Origin of the sequence: Alkaliphilus hydrothermalis (assembly GCF_016908555.1) — a bacterium.
GTDB lineage: Bacteria > Bacillota > Clostridia > Peptostreptococcales > Natronincolaceae > Alkaliphilus > Alkaliphilus hydrothermalis.
Genome location: NZ_JAFBEE010000035.1, coordinates 1 through 18,865, shown reverse-complemented (window position 1 = coordinate 18,865; position 18,865 = coordinate 1). Strand labels below are relative to the sequence as shown.

Below are 18,865 nucleotides of genomic sequence, written 5' to 3'. Positions count from 1 at the left end.
AGACTTACACATTCTACCATGAAATCCCAGTAATGGAAATGGGGTGCTTGGAAAATTAAGTTCCGCAATGTTTGAAAAAGTACTTGCCAAAAACACCCAAATGAACCTCTATCAAAAGGGAGTTATATTGGGGATTATTATTTGTATATTGTTGTATATTTATCATAGCAAAAGCAACGATAAAAATAGTGGGTATCGTAATAGGAATGACATCTTAGATTCAAAATTTAAAAGGTATATTACAAGGACAGTTCTAATAAGTATAGGTTGGTTATTGATTGTATCTAACTCTGAGAGCGTGACAACAACTGTAACCTATCCATTGATAATTTTAAGTAGTATGTTTTTAGTATTCGCCCAATATATGAGGACAGCTTATATTAAACTAAAATATTTTATAAGTTACCTGAAAATAAAAAAGTCATAAACAATAAAGAAGGTTCTGAAGGTTAAATACTTTTGAGAGCCTTTTTATTTTGATTTTAAAAAGTCTTTCAGAGCATATCAGATACTGTCCGAGGCTAAAACAACCTAAACATAAAAAATGATAAGTTTTTCGTGGATAAGTTTGTTTTAATATTGACAATCAAAAGGCAATCTGATAAAATTTAAACGACAATGATAATCAGTATCAATTAATTGATAAAATAGGAGGAATAATAATGAAAAAGGTTTCAATAATCTATGGAAGTACAACAGGTAATACAGAAAGAGTAGCAGAAATGATTAAAGACAATATGGCTGAGTGTGATGTTACTGTAGCTAATGTATGCAATGTAAAGGATGATATGATTACTTCTGCTGACCTTGTTCTATTTGGATCATCTACTTGGGGCTATGGTGAAATTCAAGATGATTTCTTAGGGTTCTATGAGTCTATGAACAGTGGACTATTAAGTGGCAAGGAGGTTGCCGTGTTTGGTTGTGGAGACAATGATGGTTTCCCAGATGTATTTTGTGAAGCTGTGAATCTGATTACTGAGAAAGCATCAGAATGCGGTGCCAAGGTTATTGGAGAAGGGTTAAAGGTTGATGGGGATGTTGATGATAATATTGCGGCAATTGAAGCATTTGCGAAGTCATTAGCTTAAAGAATAGGAGTTAAACTCCTTTAAATTACATATCAATGGCATAAACTTTATGTCAAACATCCATAACGGTTCTAGGGTAATAGCACTACCCTAGAACCTATTGTTTTTATAAAAGGTTTGCCGTTTCTATACTGATTGAGGGATATATTATTTGTAGCCTCCCGTTGGAGTATTAAGTGCAGAAAAAATATTAACCTCTATGGATGAGCATAAAAAACCTCCTAGGTTTGAAGTAGCCCCAATTACAGGCTTTCTTCCATTTTAGGAGGCGGTTATGTCTTTATGAATATCTTATGGATTACTTAATTATTTCTTTTCCATAGCCTTCTTAGCAAATTCAGTATTGACAACCTTATCATAAGGAACTCTCTTATCAAGCTCGCCAGCCTCAGTCATAACGTCCTGTAGACGGTCTAGACCTTCCTCAGATAGTACTAAATCAGGAGCCCATGCACCGATATCACGATAACGATTGACAACAGAAATGAGAATATCCATATCAGCATCTGGGAAATGGGGCTGAATAGATCTAGCTACTTCAGCAGCAGTATGGGATTCTACCCAAAGCATACCCTTGTGGATGGCATTTGCAAAGGCTTGAATAACCTCTGGATTCTCTTCAATATAGCTCTTTCTAGCGCTGTAGGCAGTGTAAGGAATATATCCGCTTTCTTCTCCTACAGATGCCACAACATAACCCTTACCTTCTTTTTCTAGCATAGAAGCGGTAAGTTTATAGAGTTGTATAGTCATCTCCATGATACCACCAAATATTTAAACAACTAAGGAGTTGATTATTCTTCATCAACTCCTATTTTTCCTTGTTCAATTAGATCGTCTAAGATTCTACTAAGTATTTCGTTTCTTCGAATACCTCTTAACTTGATACCTTTCCTGTGTAGATTATTTCTTACAAAGACAACACGCCTAAATAGATGCTACATAAGGGGAGTTAAAGTGTGTAGAATGAAAGTTCATTGAACTATGGATAACACATTTTAATTTTTATGATGATATACTAATTTTATGGACTGCTTATACTTCTCAAAAATTCTTTACTTACCTTTGCAATATTTTCTGGAGTATACAAATATAGTGAGTGTTTTCCAGCTAAAGGAATCACTTGACCTTTTTCAAAATTTGATACATAATCGTTGAAATAGTTATATCTTTCTGTTACAACAGTAGACTTTTTTGTTCTTTCTTCTTCTGTTAAAGGGGTAGCAAGAAGAATACAAATAGGAGTCTTTGTTGGTAAATCTAGTTCAAGAGATTTACTTGAGTTTTTCATTACAGAACCCAGTTCATTAATGATATCTTTTGTAAGCAATTTTTTATACATTAATGCTTTATATAGATCTTTATCTTCTTGAGAAAGATAATCGGAATCTAGAACTGGTTTATGAAGAGTAACAGATGGAAAAAACCTATGAACTCCAAGTTTTACAAGCAACAATTGGGTTTTTCTTAAAAACAATGCAGATTTCGGCAATCCTTGTTCTACATATCCTTTTGGGATACCTATATCAAGTCCAATAGTAGCTTTAACTTCATTAGGATATTTTTGTGCCCAATATATAGCCTCTACACCAGAGATTGAATGAGGAAACAAAACGTAGGGAGGTTTTTCACCAGATTTGATTAAAGCCTCTCTTGTTTCTTCAAGTATGGTATCAATATCTCTAGAGTCTCTTGACATCTCACTAAACCCATAGCTTGTTCTGTCAACTACAGCAATTCTATAATAATAGACATATTTCTGTATAGAGGCTTCATTTCAACCACTGGGGCAACAATACCTAACCCTGACATAAATACTAAGGTTTGTTCACCTTTTCCTTCAACATACACATGAAGTTTTTTATTGTTTACCTCAACAAGCTTGCCGGGAGGAACTAAGATGCTGGATTCTTTTTTTAGTTGTACTTTATGATTGACGTAACTAATAGAAATAAAAAGAAAAGTGCTCCAAGTATACAAATAATGCTAATTTTAGTATGTTTCAAGAGCTTGACAAATATTTTCTTCACTGACTTCACCTTACCTTAAGATAACCTTAGTTTTTAGAAGAAGTTGTTTGGAAAATTATCCATATGGTATAATAAAGAATATGAAAATGGAATAGGTGATAATGATGTTTTCAATGAAAGATAAAAAGATATTAGTAGTGGATGACGAACCTGAGTTACTAAGGATGATAGAAAAAATCTTTAAGAAGGAAGGATTTAAAAAATATATACCGCAGCATCCTGTAGTGAGGCAATAGAAAATTTATGAGTAATAAGCCGGAAATTGCCATTTTATACATTATGCTTCCTGATGGAGATGGCTTTTCCTTGATTAATATTTTTAAGAAACATTATGAAATCCCGATAGTTTTCCTTACGGCAAGGGGAGAGGCAGAAGACAGGCTGTTGGGTTTGGGACTTGGTGCTGATGATTATATCGTAAAGCCATTTTTGCCAAGAGAGTTAAATTTAAGAGTGAATGCAATTTTAAAAAGAACTTATGTAAGTAGTGCCAAGTCTATGACACCAATAGTATATCTTGATTCCTGTGCAATTGATCTGGAAAAGGCAGAAGTAATAAGAAATGGCAGAACATTTTACCTAACTGCAAAAGAGCATGCAATCTTATCTGTCCTGTATAAAAATACAAACACTATTGTTACTACGGATACACTTTGTCAGCAGGCTTGGGAAGAAAATTCTTTTGGCTATGAAAATACCTTGATGGTACATATAAGACATATTATTTTCAATTGTATAAACCAAAAGATATCAATAATTTTTATACAATAAATGATATTGCAATCATGTCTAAGAGTTATTTTAAGGATTATCCTATTTTTCTGTGGCAAATTAAAGAAAACCTACTAATAATGGGTTATCCCAAAAACTCTATGGATAAATATAATCTACACATACCTTCAAATGTTAAAAACTCTGTACCAATTATATACATATATATCATTATTTTAAATACAGTAATTTTAACTATCCTGACAATTGGTCTAAATAGAGTACTAAATAAGCCACTCAATAGACTAATTAAGGGGATTTTTTCACTAAAATTTGAAAAGGAGACATCCTTAAAAGAAAAGGGAATATATAAAGATTTAGCTGATAGCATAAATGAAATATCAAAAATTATTGTAGATAAAATCAAAAAAATTAAGCTTCGCAATCATGCTATTGAGAACTGGATTGCTGCAATTTCTCACGATGTGAGAACACCTTTATCAATGATTTTAGGATATTCTGCAATGATTAAAGACGATGATTCCTTACCGAAAGAAGTGCGGGAAGAAGCGAAAATTATAACTGAAAATTCTCTAAGAATAAAGGAACTCGTTACAAACTTAAATCTTGCAACTTCCCTACAATGTAACATGCAGCCCCTAACACTATCTATCGTTAAATTGACAGATGTTGTAAATGAAGCAATTACAAGTTGTAAAAATAGTGGGATTGTTAGAAATTGCAATACGGAAATCATTATAGAAGATGAAGATATAACTGTCATGGTAGATAGAGGGCTAATGCTGAGAGCACTAATCAATATAATAACGAATAGTGTTAATTATAATAAGGAAGGCTGCAGTATAAAGGCAGTTGTGCCCAAGGAATGCACTAAGTCTAAACATGCGACGATAGTGATTTCTGATAATGGTACAGGTATTCCGCAGGATAGGCTAGATATAATTAATGGAGATGGCGGTTACCAGAAGGCAATGAATAAGAGACAAGGCTTAGGACTAATAATTGTAAGAAGTATTATGAATGTCCACCATGGTAAACTTTCTATAGAAAATGGCATGGAGAAGGGTGTGAACGTTACTTTAAGGATCCCAAAAGTTAGTTAAGTCGGTATTTAGAATTTTGTCATAAGGGAAATATTATAGATATGCTATTATGCTAGAAGTATTAAAAACTGGAGGACATAGTATGAAAAAAAATAAGCTTCAGATTGGATCTTTAGTAGGGCAGATACTCATTTTACTGTTAGTGGTAATCGTATACTCAAAGCAACTAGGTGTAGAGGGTACCAATCGTTCTTATTATAGCTTGATATGCGTAATTATACTTTCTATGGTCAATACCTATATATTATTTCGTATTCTCCAGTCTGGGACAAAAGAGAAGGAATTAGACATGATTAAAAGTGATTTAAGAAATACGGAGGTCTTAATAGACCTCTTACGTCAGCAAGGGCATGACCATATCAATCATATTCAAACCGTAACATCTATGTTAATTCTAGAAGAGTATACGGTAGCCCAGGAGTACCTTCAAGGGATCGCCAATAATTATCGCTTTACAGGACACTTTCTACGTCTTGGAAATCCAACCTTAACAGCTCTTGTAAATACGAAAAAAGAACTTGCTAATCAAAAAGGAGTTGAATTCATAGTAGAAAGATATTGTCGGGTGAAGTTGAAAAATATTAACCCTTGGGATCTTGCAAGTATTATTTGTAACTTATTAGAAAATGCTCTGGAGTATGTATTAAGTCATGGCAACCTATCTCAAAGAATTCATTTTCACTTAGAGCATAGAGTGGATTTAAAGGGATATATATTTAAAATAAGTAATCCTTACCAAGAAGAGAATCAGGACTTACAAGCCTTTTTTAAACAGGGTTTTTCTTCAAAGGCTTCTAGTGGTAGGGGCTACGGACTCAGTATTGTAAAAAATCTAGTGGATCAATACAATGGTAAGATAGAGGTTTATAAAGATGGAGAAAATATTACTTTTGAAGTAGAATTGAGGGATTAAGGATGATAAATATATTAATTTGTGATGACGATTTCTATACGGGAAAAGTAATGAAAAAAGTAATTGAAGAGCATCCACAAGTAAAAGAGATTTATTTGGCTAAAGATGGGGAAGAGGCTGTTGATATTGTTAAAAAATATAATATAGATTTAGCATTTATGGATATTGATATGCCAATTATGGATGGTCTTGAAGCTGCTAAATTGATAAAAGGACTAAATGAAAATTTAAAGATTGTTTTTGTTACAGCCTATCAAAATTATGCCTGCGAATCCTATGAAATTCGAGCTTATGATTATATATTGAAACCGATTGATTTTTTACGTGTAAAAGAAAATCTAGAGAGGATCATTGAAGAGCACCATGGGGATAAATTTGAGGAATCTTTAAAGGAGAATTTAATTTTGATGATCAAGGATAAACAAAATTACTTTTTAATTAACATGGAAGAAATTAATTATATTGAAAAGGATAATAAGGAGCTAATTATCCACACTCATACTAAGAAGTTTACAACTAGAGCTAGTCTTGGAGAGATTGAAAAGAAGCTAACATCATTTTTTTTAAGAACTCATAAGTCCTATATCGTTAATTTGAAAAATATTGAAAAGATTGAGCCCTATGGGGATTCTTCCTACGTTATATTTTTCAAAAATACTGATGAGACAAAAAATGCATTGATTACAAAGGATAAAATACATCTGCTAAAGGGGTGATCTGCCAGAAAATACGGGCAGATTTTTTCGTTGGATTTAAAAACACCATTTTAAGGCCTGAATTCTTGATATATAGGAATGAAAAATATTCATTAAAAGTTATTTGGATGTTAAAATGTAAGTAAGTTGGAGGAGGAGAGGAGATAAAACAATGGATGAATACATTATAAAAATTCAGGGATTAAACAAATCCTTTAAAGATAAGATAGCCTTAAAAAATATTACCTTTAATGTGAAGATGGGAGAAATTATCGGTATTGTAGGTCATAATGGGGCAGGAAAAAGTACATTGATTAATACAATGGTGGATGTGTATAAACCAAATGAAGGCGAGTTAGAGTTTATATTTGACCACAAGAGCTTATATGACCACATAGGGGTACAAATGCAAAAAAGTTACTTTGAAGGAAAGTCTAAGGTAATCGATATTTGTAAGTTATATAAAAGATTAACCCAAAGCGATATAGACATAGATGCTTTACTTCAAGAGTTCGAGCTAATTAATGAAAAGAACACTTATATCAAACATTTATCTGGTGGAAATCTGCAAAGACTTTCGATATTGTTGACTCTAGTTCATCAGCCAGAGGTGATATTTTTAGATGAACTAACCACAGGATTAGATCCCCTAGCTAGACGGAAGGTTTGGGAAGTATTGAAGGAAATTAATAAAAAAAGAAATGTAACAATTATTTTAAGCAGTCATTTCCTAGACGAAATTGAGTATTTAGCAGATCGCATCATTATATTAAACAAAGGAGAGATGGCATATTTTGGAGGTGTGAGTTCAGCAATAGATAAATATTCTAGTGGAGAAAAAATCATAGAATTTCAAATCTCTGATGAAAGAGCAAGCTTTAAGTTGATGAAATATGAAGCAATCAGTTTAACAGATGGACGTTATCAAATCCGTACAAACAATGATGGAAAAGTATTAAAAGAATTATTTGATGATGTGGGAATTAAAAACCTGATCGTAAAAGCTCCAAGCTTAGAGGATGTATTTTTGAAAGTAGCAGGGTATCGATTAGATGAGGAGGGGAGGATAGTAAATGAAGAAACTAAATGCATTAGTGACTTATCAGTTTAAATTACAATCGAGAGAATTCATAAATTTATTTTTTATTATTGTATTTCCCGTGATTATGTATGTTTTTTTTAGTAACATGCTGGCAGGTGAGTTGTTCTATAATGGAAGCTTTGAAGCTATTGATTTTCTTCTTCCGGCATACATTCCTATCGTAACAACCAATACCATATTATTGATTTTTGGTCATATGCTTATAAGCCATAAGGAGCATAACTTTTTTATTAAATATAAACTAATGGGATTTAAACCTCTACAGGTGGCTGGAGCTCTATTTTTAGCTGTATTTATCTTTCAAATTTTAGGAATAGCAACATTGATTATTACAGCTGTGATTACAAATGGAGTTAGATTACCTATAGATAACTTATTTCAAGTATTGTTGATATTATTGCTTATAAATTTTTTCCAATTCACAGTAACATTTTGCGTAGGTAGCATTTTTACAAAAAGTTCCACTTATCAGTCAGTAGCATTAATAATTTTTTATTTTCAAATGTTCTTAGGAGGAATGACTTTTCCCCCAGAAATGTTTCCAGAAAAAATTCGTCTGTTTTCACAAATATTTAATCCTATTATTCACGGTCTTCATATGATGAGGGGAATTTGGATTATGGGAAAAAGTATATGGGACTATCCAGTTCAATTAACAATTCTTCTAGGAGTTAGTGGCATACTTCTTTTAATAGGCATAAATAGATTTAAATGGAGCGACTTGTATGGTTAAAAGATATGTAAATGGAGGCTTTTAAATGAGTAGAACTGTTAAAATAGCAGCAATTCAACTTAAGAATTATAGTGGTGAGTGAAGCAAAAGCTTTGCAACTTCAGAGAAATTGATTCGTCAGGTAGCAAATGAAGGAGCTAAGCCTGTAGCATTGCCAGAGCTTTCTAGCTGTGGCTATATCCCTAATCAAACTATTTGGGAGGATGGAGAACTTAAAAATGGTGATACCGCTACAAGGGCAGGTTTACTAGCTAAAGAACTGGGCATATTTGTCGGCGTAGGTCAAGCGGGTCCGGTTCAAGAGAGTTGCAAAGCCATTCTGGAACGGATTCGCATGAAATTCAACTAGAACTGGGGGATAAAGTGCATTTTACATACACAGCCTCTACTTTCAAGGGAAATATAATCATGACATTGGTAAATACTAAAGGAGAAAATGTCCTTAAGAAGGAACTTGTTGATGAAGGACAATTTGATTATGAAGCCGATTTTAAGGGTGTTTATAAAATAATAGTTAGTAAATCTGGAGTTGCTTGTAGATATTCGATTAATTGGCAAATAAATTAATGTATTTAAATTAAACATTTACTGATTGTAGCAAAAATCTGTACAACTAAATATTAATTTATGTGTACCAGCCGTGCATAAGCAGGAAAAGAACCTCCTAGAATAGAAGTAGCCCAGGTTACAGACTTCCTTCAACTTTAGGAGGCAGTTATGTCTTTATTAATTTATTTTTTGCTTCACTCCTACTTGATTACTTCTTCGTCATAGCCTTCTTAGCAAATTCAGTATTGACAACCTTATCATAAGGTACTCTCTTATCAAGCTCGCCAGCCTCAGTCATAACGTCCTGTAGACGGTCTAGACCTTCCTCAGATAGTACTAAATCAGGAGCCCATGCACCGATATCACGATAACGATTGACAACAGAAATGAGAATATCCATGTCAGCATCTGGGAAATGGGGCTGAATAGATCTAGCTACTTCAGCAGCCGTATGGTATTCTACCCAAAGCATACCCTTGTGGATGGCATTTGCAAAGGCTTGAATAACCTCTGGATTCTCTTCAATATAGCTCTTTCTTGCACTGTAGGCAGTATAAGGGATATATCCGCTTTCTAAGTCCTTAGTTTTGCATTCTGATAATGGAAGTCCTATGAAAGCGGCAACATTCAGGCTTTCCATCAAGGGCATCTACCATGGATGTAGAGGCTCAATGTAAATGGCAAATCGATGGAGATAATCACATAATAAAATTATCATACGACAACTTATTTGACAAACACCGCTATCCCAGAGAGGTAATTATGAGGGCGTCCAGTGTTAGTGAAGGAGGGTTATGATGATAAAGAGCGTTTTGAAATAATGCAAAAAGTTGGAATGAGCAAAATAGAGATAAAGCAAACAATTAGAAGTCAATTGGTTATTAAACTAAAGCATTTTATAAGTTGCCTGAAAATAAGAAGGTTCTGAAGGTTATTTACTTCTTAGAGCCTTCTTATTTTCAGCTTTTGTTCATTTAGAAATACCATTTTGCTTAAGGATTCAATACTGGGGGGGATTACTATAATGCTTCTCTAGTATATTATGGGCTTCCTGAACAGCATGGATATGATATTACCACCCTACAAAGCACAAAGAACTATATTGTTGCTTCAGTGGGGTTTTCTATTACAAATCAGAACTATTCAATTCCTTATATTGACAGCTAAGCTACTATGCAGTACAATGTAGTTAACTATTATGTGGTGCAAGGTAGGTGAGTATAATGGTAGATCGTTCTCAATTAATGAGGGGCACATTAGAAGGCAGTATAGTAAAAATTATAAGCATGGAGGAAACATACGGTTATGAGATAGTTTCCCGACTGCAAGACTATGGATTTGACGATGCAAAGGAAGGTTCCATCTATCCTATTTTAGTAAGATTGGAAAAAAAGAAAATAATATCATCTACCTATAAGGAGTCACCCCTTGGGCCAAAAAGGAAATATTACTTTCTAACTGATATGGGAAAAACCTTTTTAGAAGAATTTGAGTCTGCGTGGAATGATGTAAAAAACTCTGTTGATAGGATAATGAGAGGAGAAAGATAATATGCCTGATAATGAAATAATGTTATTAAAAAGAGAAAATGAAAAGCAAGCACTAAAATTAAAAGAAGAAGATTGGTGGATGATTAAAAAAATAATGAAAAGCATGAGTGTTTTTAAGGTTAACTCATATGATCGACATGTTATTCAAAGGGATTTAATAGGAATGGCACAGGAATTGAGATTGAGGGATTCTAGTTTACAAGAGGCTATCGGTGATGACGTAATAGGATTTGCTAATGAAATCATAAATAATAGTGGGGGACCATGCACTAGAGAGATTTGGTTAAAATTTTTAGAAAGGCTATCTAGACTTTTCTTGTTTTTTTTCACAGTTACAGCAATTTTTGGCTATGGGAGAAGAGGGCCAATAAATCCAATTATTTCATATCTTTATTATTTGGGATTTGTATTAATTGGTTTTTTAACAGAAGAGATTATAGGGCCACTGTTTGTTGCCGACAAGGGAATCAAAAAAGCTCTGCCATCTCTAATATCAATATCATTGTTTATAATTTTAATTAATTTAACAAACTTGCTAGCTGATAAGCAGTATGCCTACGGTGATACGATTGGACCTGAAGTTGTACCTACAATAGTGATATCTGGTCTAATGTTGTTACTTGTAAAATGTTTGAAGGTTAAAAATATCCATAGATTGGCCCAAGGCAAAAACAACTTTATTGATGACTTAAAATAATGCTATTTGGTAAATAGATTTGGAGGAGAGAAAATGAAAAAAAGAAATATTGTTTTGGGAATAATTATAGCAGCTATAGTCTTATATGCTATAATACTAGCCATAAACATAAATTCCACAAGACCTAAATCGTCGGAAGCTCCTAATACATTAGTAAATCATTTAATTCAACTTAAGACAACAAAGGCTGGGAGCGGATTTGATGATTTAGAACCTTTAAAAGAAATATTACAAAATAAGAGGGTCATTGCTATGGGGGAAGCTACCCATGGTACAAAAGAGTTCTTTGAAATGAAGCATAGGATGTTTGAATTTTTAGTTGAAGAAATGGGTTACAGGGTTTTTGCCATAGAGGCTGAGTTTGGTGGAGCTCAGGTTGTAAACGATTATATTCTGCATGGGGAAGGAAACTTAACTGATTCTCTTAAAGCTCTACAAATTAGCTTCTACCAAACAGAAGAGGTGGCTAATTTAATAGAATGGATGAGAATCTACAATCAGAATCCAAATAATACTTCTAAAATCAAGTTTTATGGATTTGATATGCAAAATACTGAAGTTAGCAAAACTCGCATCAGTGAGTACTTAAGAAAAGTAGATAGTGCTATTGGCAATGAGGGCAGTACAAATATTAATAATTTAACTACTGAAGACTTAGCGTTATTATTAGATCAAAATAAACAATCATATATAAACCATACTTCAGAGAGTGAGTACAATATGATCTATCAACATTTAAATATTATTAAACAAAATGCAGCAATTTTGGATAAACGTGAACGTCTAGATTCATTTAATCTCAGAGATGATTATATGGCTGAAAATGTTCAATGGATTGTAGATTACGAAAAGCAATTTGGTAATGAACGGATTATGCTGTGGGCTCATAATGGACATATTGGAAGAGAGCTTGGGCCTTTAATCCCTATGGGGAAAAATTTACATGAAGTTTATACAGATGAACTATACGCCATAGGATTTGATTTTTATCAAGGTAGCTTAAGAGCAAGACCAAGAAGTGTATTTGGAGGAGTTTTAAGAAATATAGCAGAATTTGACGTCAAAACTCATAAAGGTAGCTTTGCTTATAGTTTCCACAAGACAGGAATGCCTATAGGATTGCTTGACTTCAAATCCTCAGCAAAAGATGAGGCACTAGCTAACTGGTTGTCTGAACCCCATTATATACGTTATATTGGCGCAACCTACAGTCCATATTTACATCAGTTCATGCCTTCAGCACCCATTGATGTCTTTGATGCTATCATATTTATAGATGATACCTCAGCTGCCATCGGGGTTGAAGGGGCAGAAAGTAGTCATATGAGTGGGCATATTGTATTAAGAAATCATTATCTTAAACGGTTAGCAATTGTATTAGTAATTGTATTATTTTCGTTTTTGCTTTGGCTTTGGGTTACTGAGAGATCCTTAATTAAGTGGGTGCATGGATTAAAGTTTCTTAAATATTAAGATTATTATCCTAACTTAAGATAATTGATTCTTATCAAAAATTCATGAAGTCTGGATAGTTAAAATCATATTATTTAAAAAACCTCCTATAGAAGAAGTAGTCAACACGTAGGCTTATCTTCTACCATAGGAGGTGGTTATGTCTTTATGAATTATTTTACTTAATTACTTAACTACTTCTTCTCCATAGCCTTCTTTGCAAACTCAGTATTTACAACCTTATCATAAGGAACTCTCTTATCAAGCTCGCCAGCCTCAGTCATAACGTCCTGTAGACGGTCTAGACCTTCCTCAGATAGTACTAAATCAGGAGCCCATGCACCGATATCACGGTAACGATTGACAACTGAAATGAGTATATCCATATCTGCATCTGGGAAATGGGGCTGAATAGATCTAGCTACTTCAGCAGCCGTATGGGATTCTACCCAAAGCATACCCTTGTGGATGGCATTTGCAAAGGCTTGAATAATCTCTGGATTATCTTCAATATAGCTCTTTCTAGCACTGTAGGCAGTATAAGGGATATACCCGCTTTCTGCTCCTACAGATGCTACAACATAACCTTTACCTTCTTTTTCTAGCATAGAAGCAGTAGGTTCAAATAATGTTGTATAGTCATCTCCATGATACCACCAGAAATTGAAGCAACTAAGGAGTTGATTATTTTTCATCAACTCCTATTTTTCCTTGTTCAATTAAATCGTCTAAGATTCTACTAAGTATTTCGTTCATCTCTTCAAATACCTCTTCTTTTGTTACCTTTCCGGTGTAGATTATTTCGTCCAAAGGCAACACCCCCTGGTTATATATATGAGGGGGGTGAGTTGTCCTATTATTTAATATGTATCTTAAATTATATAGAGTAGTATTTATTCTGCCTAGCTATGTCATTAAAAGGAGAACAGCTTCTAATGATGTAAAATTATGTAATAAAAAAGGAGATAAATAATAATTGTAGAATAAATATTGTGTATCATGTTCAGCGTAGTGAATCAGGAAGACAAAAATTCTTCTTCTAACTTCACGTAATAACTAAGTTCAGCATTATGTTGGTGGAAAGTGGTTTTGTATACATAAGTATTAATTTTAGCAGGTAGAATATTTAGTTATAAAACAAATTGATTTTTAAAAAGGGGAATGTTGATAAATGTATATATCAAAAGTAAATCTAATAAACTATAGAAATTTTCCAAATTGTAAATTTGAATTTAATAAAGGCATTAATACTATCATTGGAGAAAATGGTTCAGGAAAGACAAATTTGTTCAGAGCAATAAGACTTTTACTTGAAGATGCATCGTTACAGTATGCGTATAAATTAAATGAGAATGATTTTAATAGAAGGCTTGGTAAAGATAATTGGAAAGGTCATTGGATAATTATAAGTATTGAATTTGATGAAATAAATGATGAAGAAGCTATCCAATCCTTGTTTATACATGGCGTAGGTATTACCCAAAATGATTATGTTAAAAAAGCTACTTATAATTTATTTTTTAGACCTAAAGCAGATATTAGACAAAAATTATCCCAATTACAAGAAGGAGACCAAGAAGGTCTAAAAAAAATCTTAGACATTATTACTGTTAAAGATAATTATGAAACATTTTTTACCGGGAAAAGCACAGTAGATTTTAGCGATCCGGAAGTTTATAAAGAGCTAGTAGGAGATTTTAGTAGGGTAAAATTCCCAAATACTATAGATGGTTCAAAATTTGGAATAAAAATCCCTCATCAACTATCAGTTGCAAATGAAGTAGCATTCACTTTTATACAGGCATTAAGGGATGTTGTTAGCGATTTTCATAATAATAGAACTAATCCACTCTTAGGGCTTTTAAAAAGCAGGAGTGGAGAAATAAAAGAGACTGACTATAAACCCATAAGCGATTTAGTCACAGATTTAAATAATAGAATTGAGGCTTTAGAGGATGTTCAAAATATTAGAAAGGATATAAAGTCAACAATTAGCGATGCTGTTGGGCAGACTTATTCACCTTCTTCACTTTCTATTAAATCAAGCCTTCCAGATGAAGCAGATAAACTTTTAAAATCTTTAAAGTTATATATTGGAGAGCCGGATGAGGACTATGAAGGTGGAGTACATGAACTTAGTTTAGGCGGTGCAAATTTAATTTTTTTAACGCTGAAATTATTAGAGTTCAAATATTCAAAGTCTAAGGATACCTTCGCAAACTTTTTAATTATTGAAGAACCAGAAGCACATATACATAACCATATTCAAAAAACTTTGTTCGATAAGCTAGACTATGGAGATACTCAAATAATCTATTCAACTCATTCAACACAAATATCAGAGGTAAGTAATGTTGAAAACATCAATATCTTAACTAAAAAACAGAATTATGCAGAGGTATATCAACCATCGAAAGACCTAGCCAATGCGAGAATTAATGAAATTCAAAGATATCTAGATGCAGTAAGAACTAATCTACTTTTTGCAAAAGGAGTGATACTGGTAGAGGGTGATGCGGAAGAAATTCTTATTCCACAAATGGTTAAGAAGGTCCTAGGGGTTAGTTTAGACGAATTAGGAATTAGTCTTATAAATATTAGAAGTACAGGATTTGAAAATGTAGCACAGTTATTTCACAACAATAGAATTAGAAGAAGATGTAGTATCTTGACAGATTTAGATGATGCTATTTGTGATACGACATTTATTCATGGAGATAGTGAAAAAATTAAGAAGTATAAGACAAGAGTACAAAACTCAAAGATTAAAGGATTAGAAAGAAAAGTTAAGCTTGATGAATTTGAAAGGGGTAATCAATGGATTAAAACATTCTATGCTCAGTACACTTTTGAAGTGGATTTTTTAATGAGTGGAAATGAATTGGAGGTTACTAAAGTTATTGATAAAGTATATTTGGATAAAGATACGATAGATTTAAGTGAGAGAGAAATTAAGTCAGATGATGTATCAATTTATGGAAAACGAGTTTTGACAATGGCAAAACAAGCAGGAAAAGGCTGGTTTGCAATTATGCTCGGAAATCATGTGAGTTTTAAAACCGAAATACCAGAATATATATTGGATGCAATAATTTTTGCTAAGGAAGCTTATAGTGATAATTTACTTGCAGATATTGTTGAATATAGATTAAATGAAAACCTAAAAGTTAACAGTTCACTTGATTTAGGTGATTGTTACAATACACTAATGAAATTTAGAAGTCGTAATACTTTATTAGATGAGTTAATAGGTGAAATAGAAAAAGTAATGAGTGATGATCAAATAATAATATTTTTAAAGAGGTTTTTATAATGTTTGCATGGGAAAAGGGACAATTGAATCTAGAGCAAGAATTAGCTATTACAGAAACAGAAAGTGTATTATTAATAGCTTGTCCAGGCAGTGGAAAGACAAGAACTCTGACGTACAAAATAGCATACGAACTTAGTAAAATTAAATCGAGTAAAAATTATATAATAGCAATAACTTATACTAACAATGCAGCAGATGAAATAAAAGAAAGAGTGGAACTATTAGGTGTTGATACAAGCCAACTTTGGATTGGCACTATACATTCATTTTGTCTAGAATGGATTTTAAGACCATATCATCAGCACCTTGATGAGCTAAAGAATGGTTTTAGAGTTATCAATTCTCATGAAGCAGAGGTTATATTTAATGAGTTATGTGAACCATACAAAAATCAAAAAATTACATACTGGGATTGTGGAATTTTAGCAAAACCTGATGGCTATTACCTTACATGTTTAGATAAGAGCAAACAGCAAAGTTTGAATAAAATAGTTAATAATTACTTTAATGTATTAAAATTAAGTAGACAAATCGATTTTGAACAAATTCTCTTTTATGCATATCAGATATTAATAAAACAACCAATAGTTTGTACTATTCTTAGTAAGCTATTTCCATTTGTTCTAATTGATGAATACCAAGATACAAAAGAAATTCAATATCATATTATCTCTAAAATATTAAGTGCAAATGATGGAAAATCTAAAACAGTAATAGTAGGTGATCCTAATCAATCAATATATGATTCTTTGGGAGGATATCCTATGAAAAAAAATGAATTGGAGATGTTACTTGGTTTTAGTTTGAAGGAAATGGGACTTACTAAAAACTATAGATCGTCTGAAAAAATCACTAATTATTTTGACTTTTATAAAACGCACCCTAATATGATAAGTCCAGAAGGTATATATAGAGGATATCCGAGTGTGATAACCTTTAATAATAGTATTTCTAGAGAAAAATTAACTGATGAAATTGTTAAGCTAATTAAGTATAACGTAGTTGATAAGGGAATCTCCCCAAATGAAATTTGTATTGTAGCTCCACAATGGGTTCACCTTGCAAGTATGACAAGAAGTTTAATGATAAAACTTCCACAATATAGCTTCAATGGGCCAGGAATGACCCCTTTTTCTAGAGATATTGATAATTTTTGGTTTAAAGTATCGAGAATTATTTTAACAGAACCTTCACCATTTATGTATATAAGAAGATTAAGGTGGAGTAGGGAAGTTCTATATGAGTTAGAATTAGTTGGGGTTAATCTTCCGGAGATTACAAATAAAACTTTCTTAAAATTATGTAATTCTATTGAATTAGATGAAGAAGATGGATTAAAGTATCTGGAATTATTTTTCACTAAAATTTTTAAAGTATTAAGTATAGACATAAGTACATACCCAACCTTATTAGAGCATTATAATTCGTTTTTTAGCAGCTCAAGAAGTAGGATTGACAGACTCAAAAAAGAAGGTAATTCCTTTGTTGAACATATAGATAATTTCAGAAAAATATTTAAACAACGAGATGGTATTACTGTGTCTACTATTCACGGTGTAAAAGGTGAAGAATATGATACAGTAATCGGGTTTGCACTCTTAGAGAATTATATACCACATTTTAATGATCCTAATGGAAAGATAAATTCAAAAAAATTATTGTATGTTTTAAGTTCTAGGGCTAGAAAAAATTTACATTTAATTTGTGAAACGGGTAGGAATGTTCATTCTTATTATAGACCTTATGGTTTATCACCAACACCTCATTTATTGGAGTATAAATACGAGTATGATAAATTGTAAAAGCGAGTCATAAGAACGCAAAAGTAGGTCATGTTACTTAGTTATATATGGAGGATACCTTTTTTATTCAAGAAAACACAAGAGGAGAGTGTAAAATGGCTACAATAAATTATTTGGCATCTGATTTTGATGTAACTACTTGGGGGAGTCTTTTATCTGGAGATAAAAAATTAACATGCACGTGGGCAGATGTAGTAAGAGCGGCCATTACACTAGGTAAACATAATTATGCAGCCATATTTAAATATAACTCATTCTCAAAGTATGAAATGATTTTTAGAGCTGCAATGATATATACCAGTCTAATGGAGGATTCAGGGACTTATAAAATCAGAAGAACAGAACTATTTAAGCATTTAGATCCCTCAGAGAAAGGTGCAATATCTTACTTTTTAGGTCTCACCAATGCAAAGATATTTGCTGAAAAACTTTTAGACGTACCGTGGTTGATGCATTTAGATGTTTATAAGCCTAAACATAAACTTGACCATCTTGGTAATACAAGACCTGATTTATTTGGTTATAACATAAGTAAAAATGGATGGGTTGTTATTGAAGCAAAAGGAAGAAGTAGAGGATTTAGTAGAAAAGCTTTTGAAAAAGCAAAGGCACAATCTCAAAACCTTGTTAGTATTGCAAGCCAAAACCCTATACTTAATGTTGCTATTCAATCATATTTTCCTTCAGATGCAATAAAAGTTAAAATTGCCGATCCTGAGGCTAAGAAAGATGGCATTCACCTAGATATTACTATGGAGAAGTGGATAGGATACAATAGACTGGACAACAAAAATAAGGTCATGTAAACTTTAATTAATATAATTAAAAGGAGATCTGTTTATATGACTAAAAGAGATAGAAGAACCTATACAGATGAATTTAAAGCTCAAATGGTAAAGCTCTACGAGAGTGGTAAACCAAAGCACGAAATAATGAAAGAATATGATTTGACTCCAACAGCCTTTAATACCTGGATCAAAAGAAGTCAAACAACAGGCTCTTTTAAATAAAATGATAATCGCTCTTCAGAAGAACTTGAACTCATTAAGCTAAGGAAAGAAAACCAACAGCTTAAAATGGAGAATGATATTTTAAAGCAAGCA

21 protein-coding genes and 1 pseudogene are annotated in these 18,865 nt (G+C 32.5%); 17 read left to right on the top strand and 5 right to left on the bottom strand.

All coding sequences use genetic code 11. The features are described from left to right. Positions 1-662 precede the first annotated feature (662 nt). Positions 663-1,091 (top strand): flavodoxin, encoded by a 429-nt coding sequence (locus JOC73_RS14690; protein ID WP_204404590.1) that lies wholly within the window; start codon positions 663-665, stop codon positions 1,089-1,091. Between the two features lie 306 nt (positions 1,092-1,397). Here the strand turns inward: JOC73_RS14690 and JOC73_RS14685 are convergent, their stop codons facing one another. After that, positions 1,398-1,811, bottom strand: coding sequence for an ABC transporter substrate-binding protein (locus JOC73_RS14685; protein WP_204404588.1), 414 nt, complete (start codon positions 1,809-1,811; stop codon positions 1,398-1,400). Positions 1,812-2,115: 304 nt separating this feature from the next. Then, positions 2,116-2,790, bottom strand: a complete 675-nt coding sequence (locus JOC73_RS14680) for a hypothetical protein (RefSeq protein ID WP_204404586.1) — start codon at positions 2,788-2,790, stop codon at positions 2,116-2,118. A gap of 444 nt (positions 2,791-3,234) precedes the next feature. Between JOC73_RS14680 and JOC73_RS15355 the strand changes: the two genes are divergently transcribed. From JOC73_RS15355 to JOC73_RS14640, 9 genes are all read left to right on the top strand, one after another. After that, positions 3,235-3,357 carry a hypothetical protein gene (locus JOC73_RS15355; RefSeq protein ID WP_279381074.1) on the top strand — a complete coding sequence of 41 codons (123 nt, stop codon included), beginning with the start codon at positions 3,235-3,237 and terminating at the stop codon, positions 3,355-3,357. 7 nt (positions 3,358-3,364) lie between these two features. Beyond that, positions 3,365-3,892: a response regulator transcription factor gene (locus JOC73_RS14675; RefSeq protein ID WP_243428001.1), complete on the top strand. Its 528-nt coding sequence runs from the start codon at positions 3,365-3,367 to the stop codon at positions 3,890-3,892. Next, entirely contained in the window at positions 3,853-4,956 is a 1,104-nt protein-coding gene (locus JOC73_RS14670) for a sensor histidine kinase (RefSeq protein WP_204404584.1), read from the top strand. Before JOC73_RS14675 ends, JOC73_RS14670 begins: the two co-directional genes overlap by 40 nt. 82 nt (positions 4,957-5,038) lie before the next feature. After that, positions 5,039-5,869, top strand: coding sequence for a sensor histidine kinase (locus JOC73_RS14665; RefSeq protein ID WP_204404582.1), 831 nt, complete (start codon positions 5,039-5,041; stop codon positions 5,867-5,869). Between the two features lie 2 nt (positions 5,870-5,871). Continuing rightward, positions 5,872-6,585: a LytR/AlgR family response regulator transcription factor gene (locus tag JOC73_RS14660; RefSeq protein WP_204404580.1), complete on the top strand. Its 714-nt coding sequence runs from the start codon at positions 5,872-5,874 to the stop codon at positions 6,583-6,585. A gap of 151 nt (positions 6,586-6,736) precedes the next feature. After that, positions 6,737-7,675: an ABC transporter ATP-binding protein gene (locus JOC73_RS14655; RefSeq protein ID WP_204404578.1), complete on the top strand. Its 939-nt coding sequence runs from the start codon at positions 6,737-6,739 to the stop codon at positions 7,673-7,675. Beyond that, complete coding sequence (locus JOC73_RS14650) at positions 7,638-8,399, top strand: ABC transporter permease (protein WP_204404576.1); 762 nt, start codon at positions 7,638-7,640, stop codon at positions 8,397-8,399. Before JOC73_RS14655 ends, JOC73_RS14650 begins: the two co-directional genes overlap by 38 nt. A gap of 109 nt (positions 8,400-8,508) precedes the next feature. Then, positions 8,509-8,748 (top strand): carbon-nitrogen hydrolase family protein, encoded by a 240-nt coding sequence (locus JOC73_RS14645; protein ID WP_204404574.1) that lies wholly within the window; start codon positions 8,509-8,511, stop codon positions 8,746-8,748. A gap of 14 nt (positions 8,749-8,762) precedes the next feature. After that, positions 8,763-8,966 (top strand): hypothetical protein, encoded by a 204-nt coding sequence (locus tag JOC73_RS14640; RefSeq protein WP_204404572.1) that lies wholly within the window; start codon positions 8,763-8,765, stop codon positions 8,964-8,966. 190 nt (positions 8,967-9,156) lie between these two features. Here the strand turns inward: JOC73_RS14640 and JOC73_RS14635 are convergent, their stop codons facing one another. Continuing rightward, on the bottom strand, positions 9,157-9,588 hold the full coding sequence (locus JOC73_RS14635; RefSeq protein WP_204404570.1) for a substrate-binding domain-containing protein: 432 nt from the start codon (positions 9,586-9,588) through the stop codon (positions 9,157-9,159). 583 nt (positions 9,589-10,171) lie between these two features. Between JOC73_RS14635 and JOC73_RS14630 the strand changes: the two genes are divergently transcribed. The 3 genes from JOC73_RS14630 to JOC73_RS14620 are packed head-to-tail and all read left to right on the top strand — an operon-like array spanning position 10,172 to position 12,668. Beyond that, complete coding sequence (locus JOC73_RS14630; RefSeq protein ID WP_204404568.1) at positions 10,172-10,498, top strand: PadR family transcriptional regulator; 327 nt, start codon at positions 10,172-10,174, stop codon at positions 10,496-10,498. A 1-nt stretch (position 10,499) separates the two neighbouring features. Continuing rightward, the gene (locus JOC73_RS14625) at positions 10,500-11,195 is read left to right on the top strand and encodes a hypothetical protein (RefSeq protein ID WP_204404566.1); all 696 of its coding nucleotides are present in this window, start codon (positions 10,500-10,502) and stop codon (positions 11,193-11,195) included. A 33-nt stretch (positions 11,196-11,228) separates the two neighbouring features. Continuing rightward, on the top strand, positions 11,229-12,668 hold the full coding sequence (locus JOC73_RS14620; protein ID WP_204404564.1) for an erythromycin esterase family protein: 1,440 nt from the start codon (positions 11,229-11,231) through the stop codon (positions 12,666-12,668). Between the two features lie 173 nt (positions 12,669-12,841). Here the strand turns inward: JOC73_RS14620 and JOC73_RS14615 are convergent, their stop codons facing one another. Then, positions 12,842-13,342: an ABC transporter substrate-binding protein gene (locus tag JOC73_RS14615; protein ID WP_243428000.1), complete on the bottom strand. Its 501-nt coding sequence runs from the start codon at positions 13,340-13,342 to the stop codon at positions 12,842-12,844. Beyond that, positions 13,332-13,457 (bottom strand): hypothetical protein, encoded by a 126-nt coding sequence (locus JOC73_RS15350; RefSeq protein ID WP_279381073.1) that lies wholly within the window; start codon positions 13,455-13,457, stop codon positions 13,332-13,334. Before JOC73_RS15350 ends, JOC73_RS14615 begins: the two co-directional genes overlap by 11 nt. A gap of 361 nt (positions 13,458-13,818) precedes the next feature. On the opposite strand from JOC73_RS15350, the gene JOC73_RS14610 reads away from it, so the two are divergent. The 4 genes and pseudogenes from JOC73_RS14610 to JOC73_RS15230 form a co-directional block, all read left to right on the top strand. Beyond that, positions 13,819-15,960 carry an ATP-dependent nuclease gene (locus JOC73_RS14610; RefSeq protein ID WP_204404562.1) on the top strand — a complete coding sequence of 714 codons (2,142 nt, stop codon included), beginning with the start codon at positions 13,819-13,821 and terminating at the stop codon, positions 15,958-15,960. Next, positions 15,960-17,762 carry a UvrD-helicase domain-containing protein gene (locus JOC73_RS14605; protein WP_204404560.1) on the top strand — a complete coding sequence of 601 codons (1,803 nt, stop codon included), beginning with the start codon at positions 15,960-15,962 and terminating at the stop codon, positions 17,760-17,762. Before JOC73_RS14610 ends, JOC73_RS14605 begins: the two co-directional genes overlap by 1 nt. A 95-nt stretch (positions 17,763-17,857) precedes the next feature. After that, positions 17,858-18,568, top strand: a complete 711-nt coding sequence (locus JOC73_RS14600; protein WP_204404558.1) for a hypothetical protein — start codon at positions 17,858-17,860, stop codon at positions 18,566-18,568. 36 nt (positions 18,569-18,604) lie between these two features. Continuing rightward, a pseudogene (locus JOC73_RS15230) lies at positions 18,605-18,865 on the top strand (transposase); the annotation flags it as partial.

Excerpts from the sequence above, each read along its gene's own strand:
- JOC73_RS14690 (WP_204404590.1), top strand. The coding sequence starts at position 663 with ATGAAAAAGGTTTCAATAATCTATGGAAGTACAACAGGTAATACAGAA.
- JOC73_RS14685 (WP_204404588.1), bottom strand. The coding sequence starts at position 1,811 with ATGCTAGAAAAAGAAGGTAAGGGTTATGTTGTGGCATCTGTAGGAGAA.
- JOC73_RS14680 (WP_204404586.1), bottom strand. The coding sequence starts at position 2,790 with ATGTCAAGAGACTCTAGAGATATTGATACCATACTTGAAGAAACAAGA.
- JOC73_RS15355 (WP_279381074.1), top strand. The coding sequence starts at position 3,235 with ATGAAAGATAAAAAGATATTAGTAGTGGATGACGAACCTGAGTTACTA.
- JOC73_RS14675 (WP_243428001.1), top strand. The coding sequence starts at position 3,365 with ATGAGTAATAAGCCGGAAATTGCCATTTTATACATTATGCTTCCTGAT.
- JOC73_RS14665 (WP_204404582.1), top strand. The coding sequence starts at position 5,039 with ATGAAAAAAAATAAGCTTCAGATTGGATCTTTAGTAGGGCAGATACTC.
- JOC73_RS14660 (WP_204404580.1), top strand. The coding sequence starts at position 5,872 with ATGATAAATATATTAATTTGTGATGACGATTTCTATACGGGAAAAGTA.
- JOC73_RS14655 (WP_204404578.1), top strand. The coding sequence starts at position 6,737 with ATGGATGAATACATTATAAAAATTCAGGGATTAAACAAATCCTTTAAA.
- JOC73_RS14650 (WP_204404576.1), top strand. The coding sequence starts at position 7,638 with ATGAAGAAACTAAATGCATTAGTGACTTATCAGTTTAAATTACAATCG.
- JOC73_RS14635 (WP_204404570.1), bottom strand. The coding sequence starts at position 9,588 with ATGGAAAGCCTGAATGTTGCCGCTTTCATAGGACTTCCATTATCAGAA.
- JOC73_RS14630 (WP_204404568.1), top strand. The coding sequence starts at position 10,172 with ATGGTAGATCGTTCTCAATTAATGAGGGGCACATTAGAAGGCAGTATA.
- JOC73_RS14625 (WP_204404566.1), top strand. The coding sequence starts at position 10,500 with ATGCCTGATAATGAAATAATGTTATTAAAAAGAGAAAATGAAAAGCAA.
- JOC73_RS14620 (WP_204404564.1), top strand. The coding sequence starts at position 11,229 with ATGAAAAAAAGAAATATTGTTTTGGGAATAATTATAGCAGCTATAGTC.
- JOC73_RS14615 (WP_243428000.1), bottom strand. The coding sequence starts at position 13,342 with ATGAAAAATAATCAACTCCTTAGTTGCTTCAATTTCTGGTGGTATCAT.
- JOC73_RS14610 (WP_204404562.1), top strand. The coding sequence starts at position 13,819 with ATGTATATATCAAAAGTAAATCTAATAAACTATAGAAATTTTCCAAAT.
- JOC73_RS14605 (WP_204404560.1), top strand. The coding sequence starts at position 15,960 with ATGTTTGCATGGGAAAAGGGACAATTGAATCTAGAGCAAGAATTAGCT.
- JOC73_RS14600 (WP_204404558.1), top strand. The coding sequence starts at position 17,858 with ATGGCTACAATAAATTATTTGGCATCTGATTTTGATGTAACTACTTGG.